This is a genomic window from Rhodococcus sp. IEGM 1341 (assembly GCF_030056895.1).
Lineage (GTDB): Bacteria > Actinomycetota > Actinomycetes > Mycobacteriales > Mycobacteriaceae > Rhodococcoides.
In genome coordinates this window covers 92552-107934 of sequence record NZ_JASHKV010000005.1, presented here as the reverse complement: position 1 = coordinate 107934, position 15383 = coordinate 92552, and the positions used below count along the sequence as shown (strand labels likewise).

13 protein-coding genes and 3 pseudogenes are annotated in these 15383 nt (G+C 63.4%); 8 read left to right on the top strand and 8 right to left on the bottom strand.

The window, feature by feature from the left end; all coding sequences use genetic code 11:
- Positions 1–63: 63 nt before the first annotated feature.
- The 3 genes and pseudogenes from QM615_RS13560 to QM615_RS22455 form a co-directional block, all read left to right on the top strand.
- A pseudogene (locus tag QM615_RS13560) lies at positions 64–1229 on the top strand (site-specific integrase).
- A complete protein-coding gene (locus QM615_RS13555) occupies positions 1226–2344 on the top strand; it encodes a hypothetical protein (RefSeq protein ID WP_262498634.1) in 1119 nt (372 codons plus the stop codon). Before QM615_RS13560 ends, QM615_RS13555 begins: the two are co-directional and overlap by 4 nt.
- A gap of 148 nt (positions 2345–2492) precedes the next feature.
- Positions 2493–2707, top strand: a pseudogene (locus QM615_RS22455) (transposase); the annotation flags it as partial.
- A 129-nt stretch (positions 2708–2836) separates the two neighbouring features.
- Here the strand turns inward: QM615_RS22455 and QM615_RS13550 are convergent.
- The 6 genes and pseudogenes from QM615_RS13550 to QM615_RS13525 all read right to left on the bottom strand — a co-directional run bounded on the left by QM615_RS13550 (position 2837) and on the right by QM615_RS13525 (position 9379).
- Positions 2837–3064, bottom strand: coding sequence for a heavy-metal-associated domain-containing protein (locus QM615_RS13550; protein WP_094686187.1), 228 nt, complete (start codon positions 3062–3064; stop codon positions 2837–2839).
- Positions 3065–3466: 402 nt separating this feature from the next.
- Entirely contained in the window at positions 3467–4276 is an 810-nt protein-coding gene (locus QM615_RS13545) for a F510_1955 family glycosylhydrolase (protein WP_128645573.1), read from the bottom strand.
- Positions 4277–4659: 383 nt separating this feature from the next.
- The gene (locus QM615_RS13540; protein WP_032401331.1) at positions 4660–5499 is read right to left on the bottom strand and encodes a hypothetical protein; all 840 of its coding nucleotides are present in this window, start codon (positions 5497–5499) and stop codon (positions 4660–4662) included.
- A 238-nt stretch (positions 5500–5737) separates the two neighbouring features.
- Positions 5738–8080: pseudogene (locus QM615_RS13535) on the bottom strand (transglycosylase domain-containing protein).
- Positions 8080–8910, bottom strand: coding sequence for a GNAT family N-acetyltransferase (locus tag QM615_RS13530; RefSeq protein WP_128645572.1), 831 nt, complete (start codon positions 8908–8910; stop codon positions 8080–8082). The pseudogene QM615_RS13535 and the gene QM615_RS13530 overlap by 1 nt, the downstream one beginning before the upstream one ends.
- Positions 8911–9001: 91 nt before the next feature.
- On the bottom strand, positions 9002–9379 hold the full coding sequence (locus QM615_RS13525; protein ID WP_155288774.1) for a hypothetical protein: 378 nt from the start codon (positions 9377–9379) through the stop codon (positions 9002–9004).
- Between the two features lie 115 nt (positions 9380–9494).
- On the opposite strand from QM615_RS13525, the gene QM615_RS13520 reads away from it, so the two are divergent.
- From QM615_RS13520 to ccsB, 3 genes are all read left to right on the top strand, one after another.
- On the top strand, positions 9495–9662 hold the full coding sequence (locus QM615_RS13520) for a hypothetical protein (protein WP_155288775.1): 168 nt from the start codon (positions 9495–9497) through the stop codon (positions 9660–9662).
- 342 nt (positions 9663–10004) lie between these two features.
- Positions 10005–11657 carry a cytochrome c biogenesis protein ResB gene (gene resB, locus QM615_RS13510; RefSeq protein ID WP_052061714.1) on the top strand — a complete coding sequence of 551 codons (1653 nt, stop codon included), beginning with the start codon at positions 10005–10007 and terminating at the stop codon, positions 11655–11657.
- Between the two features lie 4 nt (positions 11658–11661).
- Entirely contained in the window at positions 11662–12633 is a 972-nt protein-coding gene (gene ccsB / locus QM615_RS13505; protein WP_032375699.1) for a c-type cytochrome biogenesis protein CcsB, read from the top strand.
- A 9-nt stretch (positions 12634–12642) separates the two neighbouring features.
- On the opposite strand, the gene QM615_RS13500 is transcribed toward ccsB, so the two are convergent.
- Positions 12643–12774 carry a DUF3703 domain-containing protein gene (locus tag QM615_RS13500; protein WP_080733457.1) on the bottom strand — a complete coding sequence of 44 codons (132 nt, stop codon included), beginning with the start codon at positions 12772–12774 and terminating at the stop codon, positions 12643–12645.
- 154 nt (positions 12775–12928) lie between these two features.
- Between QM615_RS13500 and QM615_RS13495 the strand changes: the two genes are divergently transcribed.
- Both QM615_RS13495 and QM615_RS13490 read left to right on the top strand, forming a co-directional pair.
- On the top strand, positions 12929–13561 hold the full coding sequence (locus QM615_RS13495) for a TlpA disulfide reductase family protein (protein ID WP_080736598.1): 633 nt from the start codon (positions 12929–12931) through the stop codon (positions 13559–13561).
- A complete protein-coding gene (locus tag QM615_RS13490) occupies positions 13558–14379 on the top strand; it encodes a cytochrome c biogenesis CcdA family protein (RefSeq protein ID WP_032375700.1) in 822 nt (273 codons plus the stop codon). The genes QM615_RS13495 and QM615_RS13490 overlap by 4 nt, the downstream gene beginning before the upstream one ends.
- 316 nt (positions 14380–14695) lie before the next feature.
- Here the strand turns inward: QM615_RS13490 and QM615_RS13485 are convergent, their stop codons facing one another.
- Complete coding sequence (locus tag QM615_RS13485) at positions 14696–15367, bottom strand: DUF305 domain-containing protein (RefSeq protein ID WP_032375701.1); 672 nt, start codon at positions 15365–15367, stop codon at positions 14696–14698.
- Positions 15368–15383 lie beyond the last annotated feature (16 nt).

Genomic DNA, 15383 nt, shown 5'->3' with positions numbered 1-15383 from the left:
ACACCTGGTGAGCGTGTTTCCAGTCCGAGAACCGTGTCGGAGGTGCCCGATACAGTCCTGCCCATGATGAAACGCCAGCTCGTAGACGGCTCGAACATTGTTCCGGTCGTTTTGCCGGGTGCCGCGGCGGTGTTTCCAGACCTGTCGCCTGAGGTTGCTGCTCGGATCGAGCGGTCGGTGGCGGCATCGCGCTCGACCGGTACCCGTAGGGCTTACTCCTCGGCGTGGCGACGCTTCGAGACCTGGTGCACCGTCGCCGGGCACCACGCGTTGCCGGCGCATCCCGCGACAGTGGCGGCCTACCTCGTCGCTGCGGCGGACACGCTCACCGTCGACGGGACGCGGGCGTACGCGGCCGCGACGTTCGGCAAGTGGATTGCGGCGATCGCCGACCGGCATCGCCAGGTCGGCCACGACAACCCCTGCGGTCACGAGATGGTGCGGGCCACGCTAGCCGGTATTCGTCGCGACTATGCCGCGGCGGGGGATCGGCCACGCAATCCCCGTGCCCCGCTGCTGACGTCCGATATTACCACGATCGTCGCTCTCGCTCGCGCCGGTGTAGCCGGGTGGGCCAGCGAAGTACTCGAACGCCGCGACACCGCGTTGCTGCTGATGGGGTACGCCGGGGCGTTTCGGCGCAGCGAGCTCGTGGGGCTCGAATGTCGGGACGTGCGCCGCGACCGGCTCGACGGTGCGCACGTGCACCTGCGACAATCCAAGACCGACCAGGACGGTACCGGGGCAGTGAAAGCGTTGCCGTACACCGCCAATCACGATTCATGCCCAGTCTGCGCGTGGATCCGATGGATCCAGGTGGTCGCTGCGTTCGACAGCGGAGGCCGGGTCGCCGTGATCCGTACACTTGCCCGTTCCGTGCCGTTCGATCAGCACGTCTGCCGCGGACCGGTTCCAGTTGCGCACATCGGATGCCGTTGTTTCGGGCGATCCGGAAGAACGGCAACCTGTCCGAGACGGCACTGTCCGGTGCTGCGGTGCACGCCGCGATTCGCCGCAGGGCCGGTCAGGCTGGATACGCCGCGGATCTCGTTACTCAGTTGGGCGGGCACTCGTTGCGGTCCGGCTTCGTCACCCAAGCGTTCCGTAATGGGTCCGACGCGCACGCGATCATGCGTCAGACCGGACACAGCACGCCGGGGATGGTCGAAATCTACGCCCGCGAGAACGCGCCGTTGATCGGTAACGCCGTGAACGACCTCGGGCTGTGACCAGTCCATTCGGCGTCGATCCGAGTCACAGCGGCCGCGCGGAACGCGGCGAAGGCGCTCGACGCGATGACTCCGGTGCTTCGTCGGTGCAGAAGGGCGGAGTCGGTGCCGGAGCGACCCGACCCATAGCTGCTTCGCCGAGCGGTTACCGCTACGAGTGGGCGCTGTTCGAGGACTGGTGCATTGCAACCGAGGTCGAGCCACTGCCTGCCTCGCCGATCACACTGGTGAACTTTCTGACTGCGAACCCCGCGAGTGACGCTGTGCAGCTCCGCAGGGTCGCCGCGATCAACCGCCGACATCTCGATTCTGGACATACTCCGCCCGGGCGTACGACAGCACTGCGAATGGCGCTCGATTCCGGGCGGTCCGCACGAACGGCACGCCGCGCCGAACACTACTGGGGACTGGCCTCGGCGCTACCCTCGGCGGGATCGATGCAGGCGTTGTTCGGTCGTAGGGACGCGGTTCTGCTTGTGTTGTCGGGAGCCGGGCTCTCGCACCGAGCAATATCGGCGCTCGATCGGTCGGACGTCACCAGCGCGGGCCCCGACGTGCGCATCGGTGGCCGGCACGGTATCCGGATTGCAGCAAATCAGTCGACACAGTTTCGCCCGGCCGAGATCTGGGAACGGTGGCGCACCGTACTGCGATTTTCGGATCGATACCCCTCGACTACATTGCTCGCAGAGCATCTGCAGGCGAACGCTTTTCCCGATATGTCTGGGTGGCCGCGGAGTGTGGGTCCGGTCGCTGTACCGATCGACCGGTGGGGCCACATGCCGTTACCGGCCGATCCGATGACGCCAGCTGCGGTCGGGACGGTGATCGATGCCCACCGCTCCGGGGAGCCGCCCCGACACGTTCTACGGTGTGCACTTCCGCACCCGCGGGGGCGCGGCGAGATGGACTCGAAGGTGACTGTCCCAGTATCGGAACCCGTTTCAGCAGTACTGAATTCGGATTACTATCGCATCGGTCTCGACGCCCGGCGTCGCGCGCATTTCGCTTTGGCCGATGTGCCCGGCATCACCGACGATCTCGAGGACCGGATCGAGCATCTGCTGCAACGCACCGCGGAGCTGCTCGAGGTCGGCGATCGTTCAGGTTGGTGACGTTGCTGCACCTTTTCCTCGATCTACGGCGTCGACGGTGTCGGAGGACGATGACGCGCAAGATATTGGAACTGACTGCAGCGGTGCGTCGTTCGATGCGCGGGATCAAAGTTGTAAGGTGGCCGGACACGGCAAGTTCACCGTTGGCACGGGAGTGCAGGCCTACTTCTGCGACCCGCACTCCCGTGGCTGCGGGGCGCGCCAGCGAGAACACCAATGGATTGCTACGTCAGTATTTTCCCCAGGGCACCGACTTTTTCCAATGCAGCGTCGAGCGGCTCGACGAGGTCGCCGACCTCCTGAACAACCGACCCGAAGACTCTCGACTGGCATAATCGGCGGCAGGCGTTCCCTCTGTCGTAGAGGACCACGCCGACTTGTCAACGACCACGATGCGGCCGCGCTCCTTCCTTCTCGGAGCTCCCGAATTGCCGAGGATGCCGACAGCTCCAAGAACCTCTCTGTTTCCGGTGTCCGGACTGACCGAGTGAATCAGTCGGCAATCAAGTGATAGTCGCCCGCTTCGTCGAGCGCGGCCGTGACTTGTTCTCGAGTGAGTGTCGTCTCGGAGTCGACCGATACCGTCGACTCACCGCCTGCGACGAGATCGACCCTGACGTGGTGGACACCGTCGATCGCTTCGAGTTCGGTGGTGACTGCGTCGGCGCAGTGACCGCAGGTGAGGCCGGTAACGGTGTATTGCGTGCTGGTCGTACTCATGGGAGCCTCCTTCGATTCTGTGGTCGTCGTGGACTGCGGTGAACTGCAGCCGCAGCCACTGCTCGGTGAAAGGTCGGTCAACGACAAATCTGACACGTTGTTCATCGGGTTCCGTTCATTGTTCATGGGCTCTGTAGTACCCTAAGGGGGTATCTAGACAAGGCAAACTATACCCCCTATGGGTATGTCTACGCCAAGTATTTCGGTTGTCCTCATTCCTGGATATCTCGGAGTCGGACCCCGGTGTCATCGCGGGATCTCGTGGCGGGCCGAACCCCAGGGGAGGAAGAGGGAGTAAGCCGCTCAACAGCGGCAAGCGCCCGCATCAGCCGCGCGGGTGACCGCCTGCGGTCGCGTCGAAATGTCGCTATCTGTTGTCGGGCTGGTCTCGACCGGGCCGAGTTACGTCAGTGTGTACAACGCCTGGGGGCTGGCTGCGTAGGCGGTGTCGTAGTCGACCGCGGTCAATGCCTCGACGGACCCGGTTGCGGAACGCTTCTGCCAATCGGCGCCGTTGCGACTACGCCAGGCGTATCCGTCGGTGTCGATCCCCCACAGTGCATCGCCGGCACCGGCGAGCAATACCAAGTTCGGTGCGTCGAGGACAGGAGAGAATGTTCGGGCCGTGTCGGTGCTGTGCTGAAGTCCCTCAGGTGTCACCGCCCATACTCCGGAGCTCGTAATCGCCAACGACGCCGCGGGCGCAGCGGCGCCGGGAGTCCAGGTGGAGCCGCTGTCGGCGGAGACGAGTAGACCGGTACTGCCATCGAATCCGACGAGGATGCGTCCATCGGCAGCCAGCGCGTGGAAGTCGACTTGTCCCTCCAGTGACCGATCCGACCACGACATTCCGCCGTCATTGCTGCTACGCAGTCCCAGTGGGTTCGCCGCCGTGCTGGATTCGCCGGGATGACCGGAGGTGAAGAGGGTATCGGTGGCCGGTACACCCGACAAACCCATGAAGTCATCGTCGGAAGAGCCGACCCTGGTCAGGTTTCCGGACGAACCGATGGCGAAGAGTCCTGTGTGGCTACCAGCGAGGACGGTGCCATCGGCGTTGACGTGCAATCCGTGCACATGAGCCAGTGAGGAGGTGAAGTCGACCACTGCCGGATCGGCCGCGCCGTCAGTCGCTGCCGGAGCGGAACATCCAACGAGGGACAGAGCTGCGATCAGAGACGGCAGCAGGATGCGGGAAAGCGAGATGGACATAAAGTGCGGTTCTCGTTCTGTCGATGAGGGCTCGGTGATGTAATCGCTTGAGCGTCAACGCCAAGTGATCTCCCGGTCAGGCGCGGTGAACATGACCGGATACGGCGGCTGAGGTGGACGTGACTGCTCGGGCGGTATGTGCGGGACGACGTAGACGCATCGACCTTCATCTCCATTCACTTAATCTCCAATCACTGAGGCGATGTACGAGCGCGGATCGTTCGGCGGCGAACAGCCGTGGCAGCGACATCGCACCGACGATCGGTATCGGCTGAGTGCGAACAATTCCGACACCTTCACCCGCCTCGCCGTGGCGAGCACTCAACTACTAACCAGCATAGTATTTCGGGCAGGTCAGGCCGAAGTGCCCATCCGGTTCGGTGTCATCGCAGATGCGCCGGTGCGTCGCCCGGGGTGATGCCGACGTGGACGTGGTCGCTGTGCACGTCGTCGGTGAAGAATCCTGGACGGTCACCGTTGAGGTCGGTCGGACCTCCGACCTCGGTTGCGCCCAGTAGGGCTGCCGCAGTGACGAATTCGGAGATCGTTGGGTTGTTGAAGGGATCGTCGACAACGCGCCGACCGTTGATTTCTCGGATGTCCACCGCTCGTCCCACTGCGTGGTTGGACAAGCGCGGGTGCGGGAAGACGGTCTGGATGTGACCGGTGTGCATCACCTGCACTGCGTAGGTGAATCGATCGGCAAGTCCGAGCATGATCTGGAGCACATTGTTGTTGATGCGTCCGGTTCCGATGTCGAGTCGTGCAGGCTCGGAGAGCGTGATGCGAGGGTTGCTCAGCACCGACGACGCAGCGGCGGTCAGTGGTACTGGGGACCCAAGAGAGGTCAAAGGGTTGATCTTTTCCACCGTCCAGGCCGCGCCAGCGGCGATGTCGCGCTTGAGCCGGATATCGAGTGCCATCTGCCGGGTCGTCTCAGCCGGCTGCGCGAGCGTGGGGCGTTGTAGGAGTTGGTCGAACAGCACGATCACTGCAGCACTCTCTGGACCGATTCCGGCGTACTGCGGATACACCACTCGCAGGGTGCTGGCGAGGGCCTCGTCGGGTTGAAGCAGTGCTGCCGTCGCCGCGACTTCGAGCGATACCCCTGCGGTGCGCAAGCTGTCGAGTACTCCTCCTCCCTCGCTCCAGCTGCCACCTGCTTCGAGGAAGCTCGTCGCTGCGCGTTTGATCTCGGGCATCACTTCGCCAGCTGTCGGCATCCACCGCCCCGGATTCACCGGGGCCGATGATCGACTGCTCGGTGCGCTCACGGCCGGGGACCGTGCGGGAGATGCGTTACTGCTCGGTGCGAGGCTGGGGGATTGTCTGTCGGCGGTGTTGATGGTGCAGCTGACTGTGAGCGGCAAAACCGCTGCGGCTGTGAGCAGTTGTCGACGGCTGACTGTGATGGCGTTTCCTTTCGTGCGCGGGGGTCTCAAGGGTGAGTGTCGTGGGTGATCACCGCGGCGGCGGTAGCGGCAGGCCGGGAATGTCGATACTGGGCGGCGCTGGCGTGGGCGTGCGGTCGGGGGCGGGGGAGCCGTCACTGATGTACAGCGTGATCAGCGATCCCGGGATCGCCGCGCCGGATGGGGATGTGCCGGTAGCGGTACCGCGAGCGCCCTGACCGGTGGTGGTGACGACGGTCACCTAGAATCCTGCTGCTTCCAATCTCGATGTGGCCGACGACTGGCTCATGCCGCTGACCTCAGGTACTTGGCCGTTGGCGGAGCCGCGGACGTATTTGTCGTCGACCGGTGGCAGCTCGATGGGGCCGAAGTTCGTGGCGATTGGGTCCATCGCGTCGTACCAGGTTCGTGCGGGTTCGTTACCGCCGTAGAGGTTCCCGGAGCTGCAGGGCCGCAGTGGGAAGGAGCAGATCTGGCCCGGTGTCGGTGAGTCACCGTAGGTGTAGACGGCGGCGGCGTAGCGGTTGGTGAAGCCGAGGAAGCCCGAGGATCGGTTGGATTCGGTAGTGCCGGTTTTCCCGGACATCGGCAGCGTCCAGCCCACGGACCCGGCCGCCGATGCCGAGGTTCCTCCGGGTTGGTCGTCCTTGCTCATCGCGTTGGCGAGTGTGTTGGCCAGGCCGGGTTCGACGACCTGCTCGCACGCTTGTTGTGTGACCGGTACAGCTACACCCTCGCGGTCGGAGATGGAGTCGATCGGGTTCGGCGGGCACCAAGTACCTCCCGAGGCGAGGGTAGCTGCGACGTTGGACAGCTCGAGCGGGTTGACCCAGGTAGGTCCGAGTGTGAACGAGCCGAGGCTTTGCTCTTTCTGGAGGTCGGCCATGCTCTGCTCGTCGAATCCAGACGAGCCGGGGAGGGTGTAGGAGCGAAGCCCTAGCCGCACTGCCATGTCGACTGTCGGTGTGACACCGACGGACTCGAGCAACTTCACGAACGCCGTGTTCGGTGATTGCGCCAGTGCGTCGGTGACCGTCAGCGCCGGTGGGTAGTTTCCGACGTTCTCCACGCAGTAAGCGCCCGCCGGGCAGTTACGCGCGCCGCCGTCGCCCAACCCCCTGACCTCGACGCGCCGGGGAACCTGCAGTGTGGCGTTGGTGCCGAGTCCGCGTTCCATCGCGGCGGCAGTGGTGAATATCTTGAAGATCGACCCGGCGCCGTTGCCTACGAGTGAATACGGTTGCGGCTGAACCGTTTCGTCGGCGTCGGCATCGAGTCCGTAGGTGCGACTACTGCCCATGGCGAGGATGCGGTGTTCGTCCTGTCCGGGTGCGACGACATTCATCACGGTGGCGACACCGTCGAGGTCGGGATCTGTGTTCGCGGTCAGTGCGGCCTGGGTCGAGTTCTGCACCGCCGGGTCGAGAGTCGTTTTGATCAGATAACCGCCCTCGTCGATCTGCTCGCGGCTGATACCGGCGTCCTCAAGATATTGGAGTGCGTAGTCGCAGAAGAACCCTCGATCACCGGCGGCGATGCATCCACGTGGGAGGGTGTTGGGCTCGGCCAGCACCCCCAATGGCTCGGATTTGGCGGCCTCGAATTCTGCGGCTCGGTTCGGGATGGTTTCGATCATGTTGTCCAAGACAAGGTTTCGGCGGCTTGTGACTCCCTCGACGTTGGTGTACGGGTTCAGTGCCGAACTGGACTGAACCATCCCTGCCAGCATCGCTGATTGCGTCGCCGTTAACTCGCTGGCATCGACACCGAAGTAGGTTTGCGCGGCGTCTTGGATGCCGAACGAGGCATTGCCGAACGGAACCAGGTTCAGATAGCGGGTCAATGTCTCGTCTTTGGTCAATTCTCTGTCCAAGGACAACGCCATTCGGATCTCGCGGATCTTGCGAGCCGGCGTGGTCTCGATCGCGGCACGCCGCTCGGCGTCGGTGTCAGCGACGACCAGTAATTGATAGTTCTTCACGTACTGCTGATCGAGTGTCGATGCGCCCTGCTCGACCTGCCCGCTGGTGGTGTTGGTCAAGAACGCTCGCAACGTTCCCTGCCAGTCCACGCCCTGGTGTTCTGCGAAGCGCCGGTCCTCGACGGAGACGATCGCAAGCTTCATCTCGTTGGAGATCTTCGCGCTCGGCACTTCGGAACGGCGTTGCTCGTATAGCCACGCGATCGGGTTGCCTGCCACGTCCGTCATCGTCGAGATGGCAGGAACTACGCCCTCGGCGAGTTCGCCGGAAACGTTGTCGTCGGTGTCAGCGGCGCGGTTCGAGACGTATCCCAGGCCACCGACGATGGGGAACAACACTCCTGCAAGCAGCACGCCTGCGAGCGCAGTGCATCCCACGAGTTCGAACACCGTTCGTCGGGTGCTTGACATCATCGTCTCGTTTCTGTCGACGGGGCAGTGCTCGCGGTCGTCCGGGTTGGTGGGACCGACAAGGGGAGCGGAGCACGGCCGCAGCGGCCGTCTAGCTCTCGCCGGTAGGTCTGCATGGTCCGGCCATCTCGATCGAGACGGTTTCCGCTTTTCTGCCATCCGAGGCGCTCGTAGAAGCCGCCTGCATTGTCGGCCACCCCGAGATCGGTGGACAGCTCGGCGCAACGTGCACCTGCCCGCGCAGAGTCGGATTCGAACCAGTCGAGCAACTGTGCACCCACTCCGATCCCTCGCACCCGTGGGCTCACCGCTATCGCAACGACGACGGCGACACTGTCGGCCGGGGGAGTCTCGGGTTCGCCGTTCGGCAGTGGGATGGGCCGAGCGCGCGCCACCGCTCTGCACCAGGGGCGAAGACGCGTACGAACGAACCGCATGGCGGTGCGCGGGCGGACTGCCATCGCCGCACCGGCGTGTGCAGCCAACGGCAGCACGGTCATCTTCTCGCGCAGTAGATCACCGATATGGGCATGGTGATCGAGGGTGCCGAGGAGGAATCCGACGACGGCGCCTTCGCTATCGGTTGCGACAAGAGCGATGGCGTGTCGTCGGTTGACGAAGCTGCGGTGCCACCGGCGCAGGAACCGTGCTCCCAGCTCGGGGAACAGGCCAATCGGTAGCTCGTCGAGGTGCAACTGCGCGCTCTGCGGTAGATCGTGCGGCCCGGCCTCGCGAAGGACGATCGCGACTCCGGGAGGAGGCGCGGCGGGGTTGGGATGAGGGAAACAAAGGTGCGGCGTAGACGATGAAACGTTGAAGAAGATATGCATGGCGTTGTCCTCGACGAGGCAGGCTCGCGCCCTCACCGCGGAGGCGGCGCGCGAGAAGAAAGGTGGACCGATCTGCGCAAACGCAGACCTCTCACACCCTCAGAAGGCATGCCGCGTCGAGCACGGACATCGGCGCAGGGGGAGAGACCGACCTCTCAGTTGGCGACGATCTCGATGCCTGTAGACCTCGAAGCTGGTGCAGTAGCACTGTCCATCCGGTCCGGCGCAGCAACATTGCCAGCCCTAGCGCAAGGATCGCCACCGCTATGTGGACGGACCCGATCAGGGATCCGTGATTGTCGTGATGACTGGACGCGCTACCGCCGATCCCCTCGTCCTGCTCCGGCGCCGACGTGTGCTCGATTTCCGGGACGCTCTCGATGACCGCAGCCAGCGGAGCGTGGCCGGGCTCTGCGGTGGTGTGTGCGACCTGCGACATCATCAGCACCGCCACTGCCGTGGCCGCCATGATGGACCAGAGCAGAATTCGGCGAATACACTCGCTCAACCGAATCGGACACACACGACGAAAATAGCAGATCCATGTCGCCGTCTACCCGCGCTAGCGACGAATACCGTGTGCGGTGACGCCTCCAGCGTTCCATGCGGGCCGCACCCTCAACTGCCAGGCATTGTTGGGTTCGACGTTGGCGCAGGGCCGTGGTGACCCAGAGGGCGGCGGGCCCGTCATCGAGCAGGTGCGCGGCGGCGCGATCCACGGTGACCAGTACATCCTCGTAGGCCAGTCGTAGTGGCGCTCGCTCATCGAGTTGGGACATCGCGACATCCTCGATCAACTGCAGAGGGAACCGCGCCGCTTCGTACTCGGCACGCAAAACAGCTAGTGCAAGTGTGCCTGATCTCACCGCACAGGTATTACTCCGCGGGATGAAACGCGTTTGGACGGCATGAGTAGAAGAACCGATCCGCGCCTACCGTGGGGCCGAAAGCGGCCTAAACCGAACCGCAGCCCGGCAGCGTTCCGGATGGACCAAATACCACGTTTGTGGTTGCAGCACTTACCCTCTCGCCCAGGCGACTACCGCGCACAACTGCACACGGCCCATCAACTACTATGTTGCATAGTAATTGAGATGCAATCGTCGAAAGGGTGTGGCGGTGTGACAGCTGATCAAACCCCGGCGCTCACATCGCAGGGACGGTTACGCAGAGCAATCGCTGCGGTGCGCAACAGGTGGCGGCAACTGACCTCGATGCGAACGGCACTGGTGCTGCTGTTTTTGCTCGCTATCGCAGCAATCCCAGGCGCCCTGCTGCCACAGCGCAATCTCAACACCCAGGCGGTTGATTCCTACATCGCAGCGCGCCCGGCTCTCGGGGCCGTCATGGACACGCTGGAATTGTTCGACGTATTCGGAAGCTTCTGGTTCACCGCCATCTACGTCCTACTGTTTGTGTCGTTGATCGGCTGCCTGACTCCCCGAATGATCGAACACGGTAAAGCCCTTCGCGCACAGCCAGTTCGCGTACCCCGAAACCTTTCGCGACTACCGCTTCATCATTCGGGCGCTCTCGCCGGTAGCCCGAAAACCGTCATCGACGACATCGCGCCCCACTTGAGAGGGTGGCGTACTGCCGTTAGGCCCGAGCCCGATGGGGCGCTCACCCTCTCCGCCGAGAAGGGCTATACCCGCGAAGCGGGAAACCTACTTTTTCATTTCTCGCTGATCGGTCTGCTCGCGGCCATCGCCATCGGCAAGCTCTTCGGTTACGAAGGATCGGTCATCGTCATCGCCGACAACGGGCCCGGTTTCTGCAACACCTCGCCCGCCATCTACGACTCCTTCCGGGCCGGCAACAGCACCGACGGAACCGGGCTGGAGCCGTTCTGCATCAGAGTCAAGGACTTCAACGCCGACTACCTTGAGAACGGCCAGGCAGAGATGTTCACCTCGAACATCTCCTACCAGTCCGCCGACGACATCGCCGCAGACACCTGGCGCGACTATCAACTCAAAGTCAACGAACCCCTCCGGCTCGGAGATGAACGCATCTACCTCACCGGCCACGGATACGCCCCGGAATTCACCGTGACCTTCCCCGACGGTCAGAGTCGAACCGAGGCCCTGCAGTTCCGGCCCGACGACGCCACCACGTTCCTGAGTAGCGGGGCGTTGCGTTTCGATCCACCCGGCGGGACCTATGCCACCGCCGATGAGCGACGCCGCGGCCAGATCGCCATCGAAGGCCTCTTCGCTCCCACTGCGCAATTCAACGGAACCCTGCTCTCCTCCCGCTTCCCGGACTTGGTCGATCCTGCTGTGGCAGTGGATATCTACAAAGGAGATACCGGCCTCGACACCGGCATACCCCAGTCGATCTTCTCCCTGGACCAGGAGATGATCAACCAGGGCCGACTTGTCAAGCAGGATCGGGTGAACCTGCGTCCCGGTGAATCGACGACCCTCACCGACGGCACCAACATTCGATTCAACGGCGCCAAGGAGTTCGCCAACCTGCAGGTCGGATACGACCCCGCACAGTTGTGGGTGCTCGTGTTCGCGATCACGATGATGACCGGACTGTTGGTCTCGCTGGTGATCAAGCGACGTCGAGTCTGGTTCCGTGTACTCCCGGCCGAAACAGGCCGATCGAGCGTGGAGATGGGCGGGCTCGCCCGTACCGATCACGCCGGATGGGGACCCGAATTCGAGACCCTCCGCACCGAAATCTGGACGCCGCGGACAAAGAACCACTCCGAGACCCTCGATACAGAAACGGTGTAGCGCCATGCCGATCGACGACAACCTCGCCCGCTGGAGCGACATCAGTTTCGAGACCGCCTTCGTGGTCTACCTTCTCGCCGCGATCCTGTTCATCGCACAACTCGCAACGACACGAACAGCGACTCTGAGCCGGGCCTCGAGTCTGCATCCGCAACTGATCGCAGCGACATCATCGACACCGGGATACGTGCCGGTCCCCGAGCGAAGAGCCCCGTCCGAACGCCTGGGCCGCACGGGACTCGCCCTGGTAATGCTCGCACTCACTTTGCATATCGGGTCGATCGTCCTGCGCGGGATCGCCACTGGCCGCCCGCCGTGGGGAAACATGTACGAATTCGTCTCCGTCACATGCGCGGCCGGCATACTTGCCGGACTGATCGTGCTGCGCTCGGAGCAACTGCGCACACTATGGTTGTTCGTCCTCGTGCCGACCTTGATCCTGCTCTTCATTGCCGGAACTGTGCTCTATGCCAACGCGGCGCCCGTCGTACCAGCCTTGCAGTCGTATTGGCTCCCCGTGCACGTCTCCGTCGTCTCGCTCGGCAGCGGGGTGTTCCTGATCTCCGGTGCAGCCAGCACATTGTTCCTGATCCGGATCCGATATCCCAACAACAACGCCGTCCCCGACAGCAGAGTGGGCCGGATCGTCGCTCGTCTCCCCTCGGCGCACTCGCTCGACGTGCTGGCGTACAAGACCACCATCTTCGCGTTTCCCCTGTTCGGAATCGGTGTCATCCTCGGCGCGATCTGGGCCGAGGCCGCGTGGGGTCGGTTCTGGGGCTGGGACCCGAAAGAGACGGTCTCATTCATCGCGTGGATCATCTACGCCGCGTACCTGCACGCCCGGGCCACCAGCGGGTGGCGTGACACCCGGGCCGCGTGGATCAACATCGCCGGATTCGTGGCCATGCTGTTCAACCTGTTCATCATCAACATGGTGGTCTCCGGACTGCATTCGTACGCGGGTTTGAACTGATGTCGCCTGCTAGCCGCCGCCCTGTGCTTCGGCGAGGTCATGCGGCACCGGTCGCGTCAATCCCGCGTCGACCCGGCCGGTGTTGCCGACCGGGTATCGACCGGACCAGGATCCAGGAGCCACGACCACGATCCGAATCAACTGACTGCCTCGTGTCCGTAGTGCATTCCGGAGAGGGAAGTCACAGTGCCCCGAGCTTCGTCACCGGCCAAGACTGGGGCATCGACCGCGTCACCGATCCCACGATGTTCGAGACATCGGCGCAGATCCGTACTGCAGCAAAGGCGTCGACTTCATGAGACTCGGCCGCCCTACGGGGGCTCGCACACGCGAACAGAGCAGTCTGCCCGCCACGGCAACGGCATCCATCCTTGCCGTTGTACTCCTGGTCTCCGGATGTTCCGCAGGCGCCGACGCCGTGCCCTCCGGAGGTAGCTTCGATTTCGTTGCACCCGGTGGTCAAACCGACATCGTCTACGATCCCCCCGAAACGCGCGGAACCATCGGTGAACTCGCCGGACCCGATCTGATGGAGGAAGGTAAGAACACCGCTCTGTCGGACTATGACGGCGAGGTGGTCGTGATCAATCTCTGGGGTCAGTGGTGCGGCCCCTGCCGCGGCGAAGCCGACGACCTCGAAGAGGTCTACGAAGCAACCCGCGAGCGCGGTGTGCAGTTCCTCGGTATCAATGTTCGAGATCCGCAGAAGGACAAAGCGCAGGACTTCGTTGTCGACAACAATGTCTCCTACGCCTCGATCTACGACCCCTCGATGCGGACGCTGATCGCCCTCGGCGGGAACTACCCGACCAGCGTGATTCCCTCGACGCTGGTACTCGATCGAGAGCACCGGGTGGCGGCAGTGTTCATGCGTGCCCTCCTCGCCGAAGACCTGCTCCCTGTCGTCGAACGGATAGCAGACGAATGACTGTTCTTCTTGCCCAAGGCGGCGTTGGCTCGACGTTCCAAAATCTGGCATCGAGCGGACCTCTGGTACTGGCGATCGCCGCATGTATGCTCGCCGGGCTGGTCTCGTTCGCGTCACCGTGCGTGGTGCCCCTGGTGCCGGGCTACCTGTCGTACCTGGCGGGCATCGCAGGTGCCGACGTGCCGTCGCTCGCCGCCGCCTCGACTGGTGAAGCACCGCCGAAGCTGGCAAGCCGCTGGCGCGTGGCAGGTGCAGCGGGGTTGTTCGTCGCCGGCTTCACCATCGTCTTCGTCCTCGCCACCGCCTCGATTTTCGGGGTCATCGGCACCCTGCGCATCAACGAACAGGTGCTTCAGCAGGTCGGCGGTGCCATCACGATCATCATGGGCTTGACGTTCATCGGGTTCATTCCCGCATTCCAACGCGACACTCGATTCGCGCCGCAAACCATCTCGTCTCTTGCTGGAGCGCCGCTGCTCGGTGGCGTGTTCGCGCTCGGCTGGACGCCGTGCCTTGGCCCCACGCTCGCCGGGGTGTTGTCCGTTGCCGCTGGCACTGAAGGCGCAACCGCAGCGCGCGGCGTCACTCTCATCGTCGCCTACTGTCTGGGACTCGGTCTACCGTTCGTGGTCCTCGCGTTCGGCTCGAGTTCGGCGATGCGCGGTGTCGGCTGGCTACGGCGGAACTCGCAGAGAATCAAAGTGGCAGGCGGAGTGATCATGATCGCCGTCGGTGTCGCCCTGCTGACGGGGGTGTGGGGTCTGTTCATTGCCTGGATACGCAATGAATTCGTCAGTTCGGTTGTATTACCCATCTGAGAAGGAAACCGAGCAGCCGCACGTGCAAGACCACGCCTCCCCAACTGCCAGTGCCGGTGGTATCGAACCCACTCTCTGTCGACGGCGCGCCCCCGCCGGGCCGCGATGACCCGATCCGAGAGCCGCCCCCTGTCCCTACCGCGGATCTGCGTGTCCCAAGGACCCCGCAGGCGGGTGCATCAGCAGGGGAGGGCATGTTTCCGGGGCCGTGTTGATCGGTGTGGCAGCTAAAAGGGCCAGGTCCTTCGAGACCGAAGGGCGGGGCTCGGTATTAGCCGAGCCCCGCCCTACGGTTGATAGTTCCCAGAATTGAGAGTTACTGGGCGAGCAAACTTTCCATTGTGGAGATTTCGCTCTGCTGCGCATCGATGATTGTGGAGGCAAGCTCCTTGGCATCAGCATTGGAGCCGTCGGCCAACTCGATCTGAGCCATCTCGATTGCCCCCTTGTGGTGCTCGATCATCATGGTGAGCCACATGGAGTCGAACTCCGCTCCGTTAGCGGCCGACAACATGTCCATGTCTTCCTGGCTCATCATGCCGGTCATGCCACCGCTCCCCATGTCCATACCGCCCATGTCCATTCCGCCCATGTCCATTCCGCCCATGTCGGCGGACGCTGCGGGCTGTCCCCATGCGGTGAGCAGGGCATTCATCTGCTCCATCTCCGGTGCTTGAGCTGCTTCGATGGCCTGGGCCAGCTCGATGACCTGAGCATTCTCGGTTCGGCCGTCGACAAGTGAAGCCATCTCCACCGCTTGTGCATGGTGGGGGTACATCCCTTCGACGAACGTGACATCGGCATCGTTGAATTCGGCCGATGCTTCGGCGGAATTCTCGGAGGACGACGAGGCCGGTGTATCGCTGCTCGACATGCCGGGCATGTTCATTTCGCCGTCGTTACTGCTGCAGCCAGCGAGAACTGCGGCGGCGACAGCGGAAGCCGCCGTTATCGCGATCGTGAAACGGGTAGATCGATTCGAACGCATAACAAACTCCTGAAAT

Coding starts and splice junctions, on each gene's coding strand:
- QM615_RS13550 (WP_094686187.1), bottom strand. CDS start 3,064: ATGAGTACGACCAGCACGCAATACACCGTTACCGGCCTCACCTGCGGT.
- QM615_RS13545 (WP_128645573.1), bottom strand. CDS start 4,276: ATGTCCATCTCGCTTTCCCGCATCCTGCTGCCGTCTCTGATCGCAGCT.
- QM615_RS13540 (WP_032401331.1), bottom strand. CDS start 5,499: ATGCCGACAGCTGGCGAAGTGATGCCCGAGATCAAACGCGCAGCGACG.
- QM615_RS13530 (WP_128645572.1), bottom strand. CDS start 8,910: ATGCATATCTTCTTCAACGTTTCATCGTCTACGCCGCACCTTTGTTTC.
- QM615_RS13525 (WP_155288774.1), bottom strand. CDS start 9,379: ATGGCGGCCACGGCAGTGGCGGTGCTGATGATGTCGCAGGTCGCACAC.
- resB (WP_052061714.1), top strand. CDS start 10,005: ATGCAATCGTCGAAAGGGTGTGGCGGTGTGACAGCTGATCAAACCCCG.
- ccsB (WP_032375699.1), top strand. CDS start 11,662: ATGCCGATCGACGACAACCTCGCCCGCTGGAGCGACATCAGTTTCGAG.
- QM615_RS13495 (WP_080736598.1), top strand. CDS start 12,929: ATGAGACTCGGCCGCCCTACGGGGGCTCGCACACGCGAACAGAGCAGT.
- QM615_RS13490 (WP_032375700.1), top strand. CDS start 13,558: ATGACTGTTCTTCTTGCCCAAGGCGGCGTTGGCTCGACGTTCCAAAAT.
- QM615_RS13485 (WP_032375701.1), bottom strand. CDS start 15,367: ATGCGTTCGAATCGATCTACCCGTTTCACGATCGCGATAACGGCGGCT.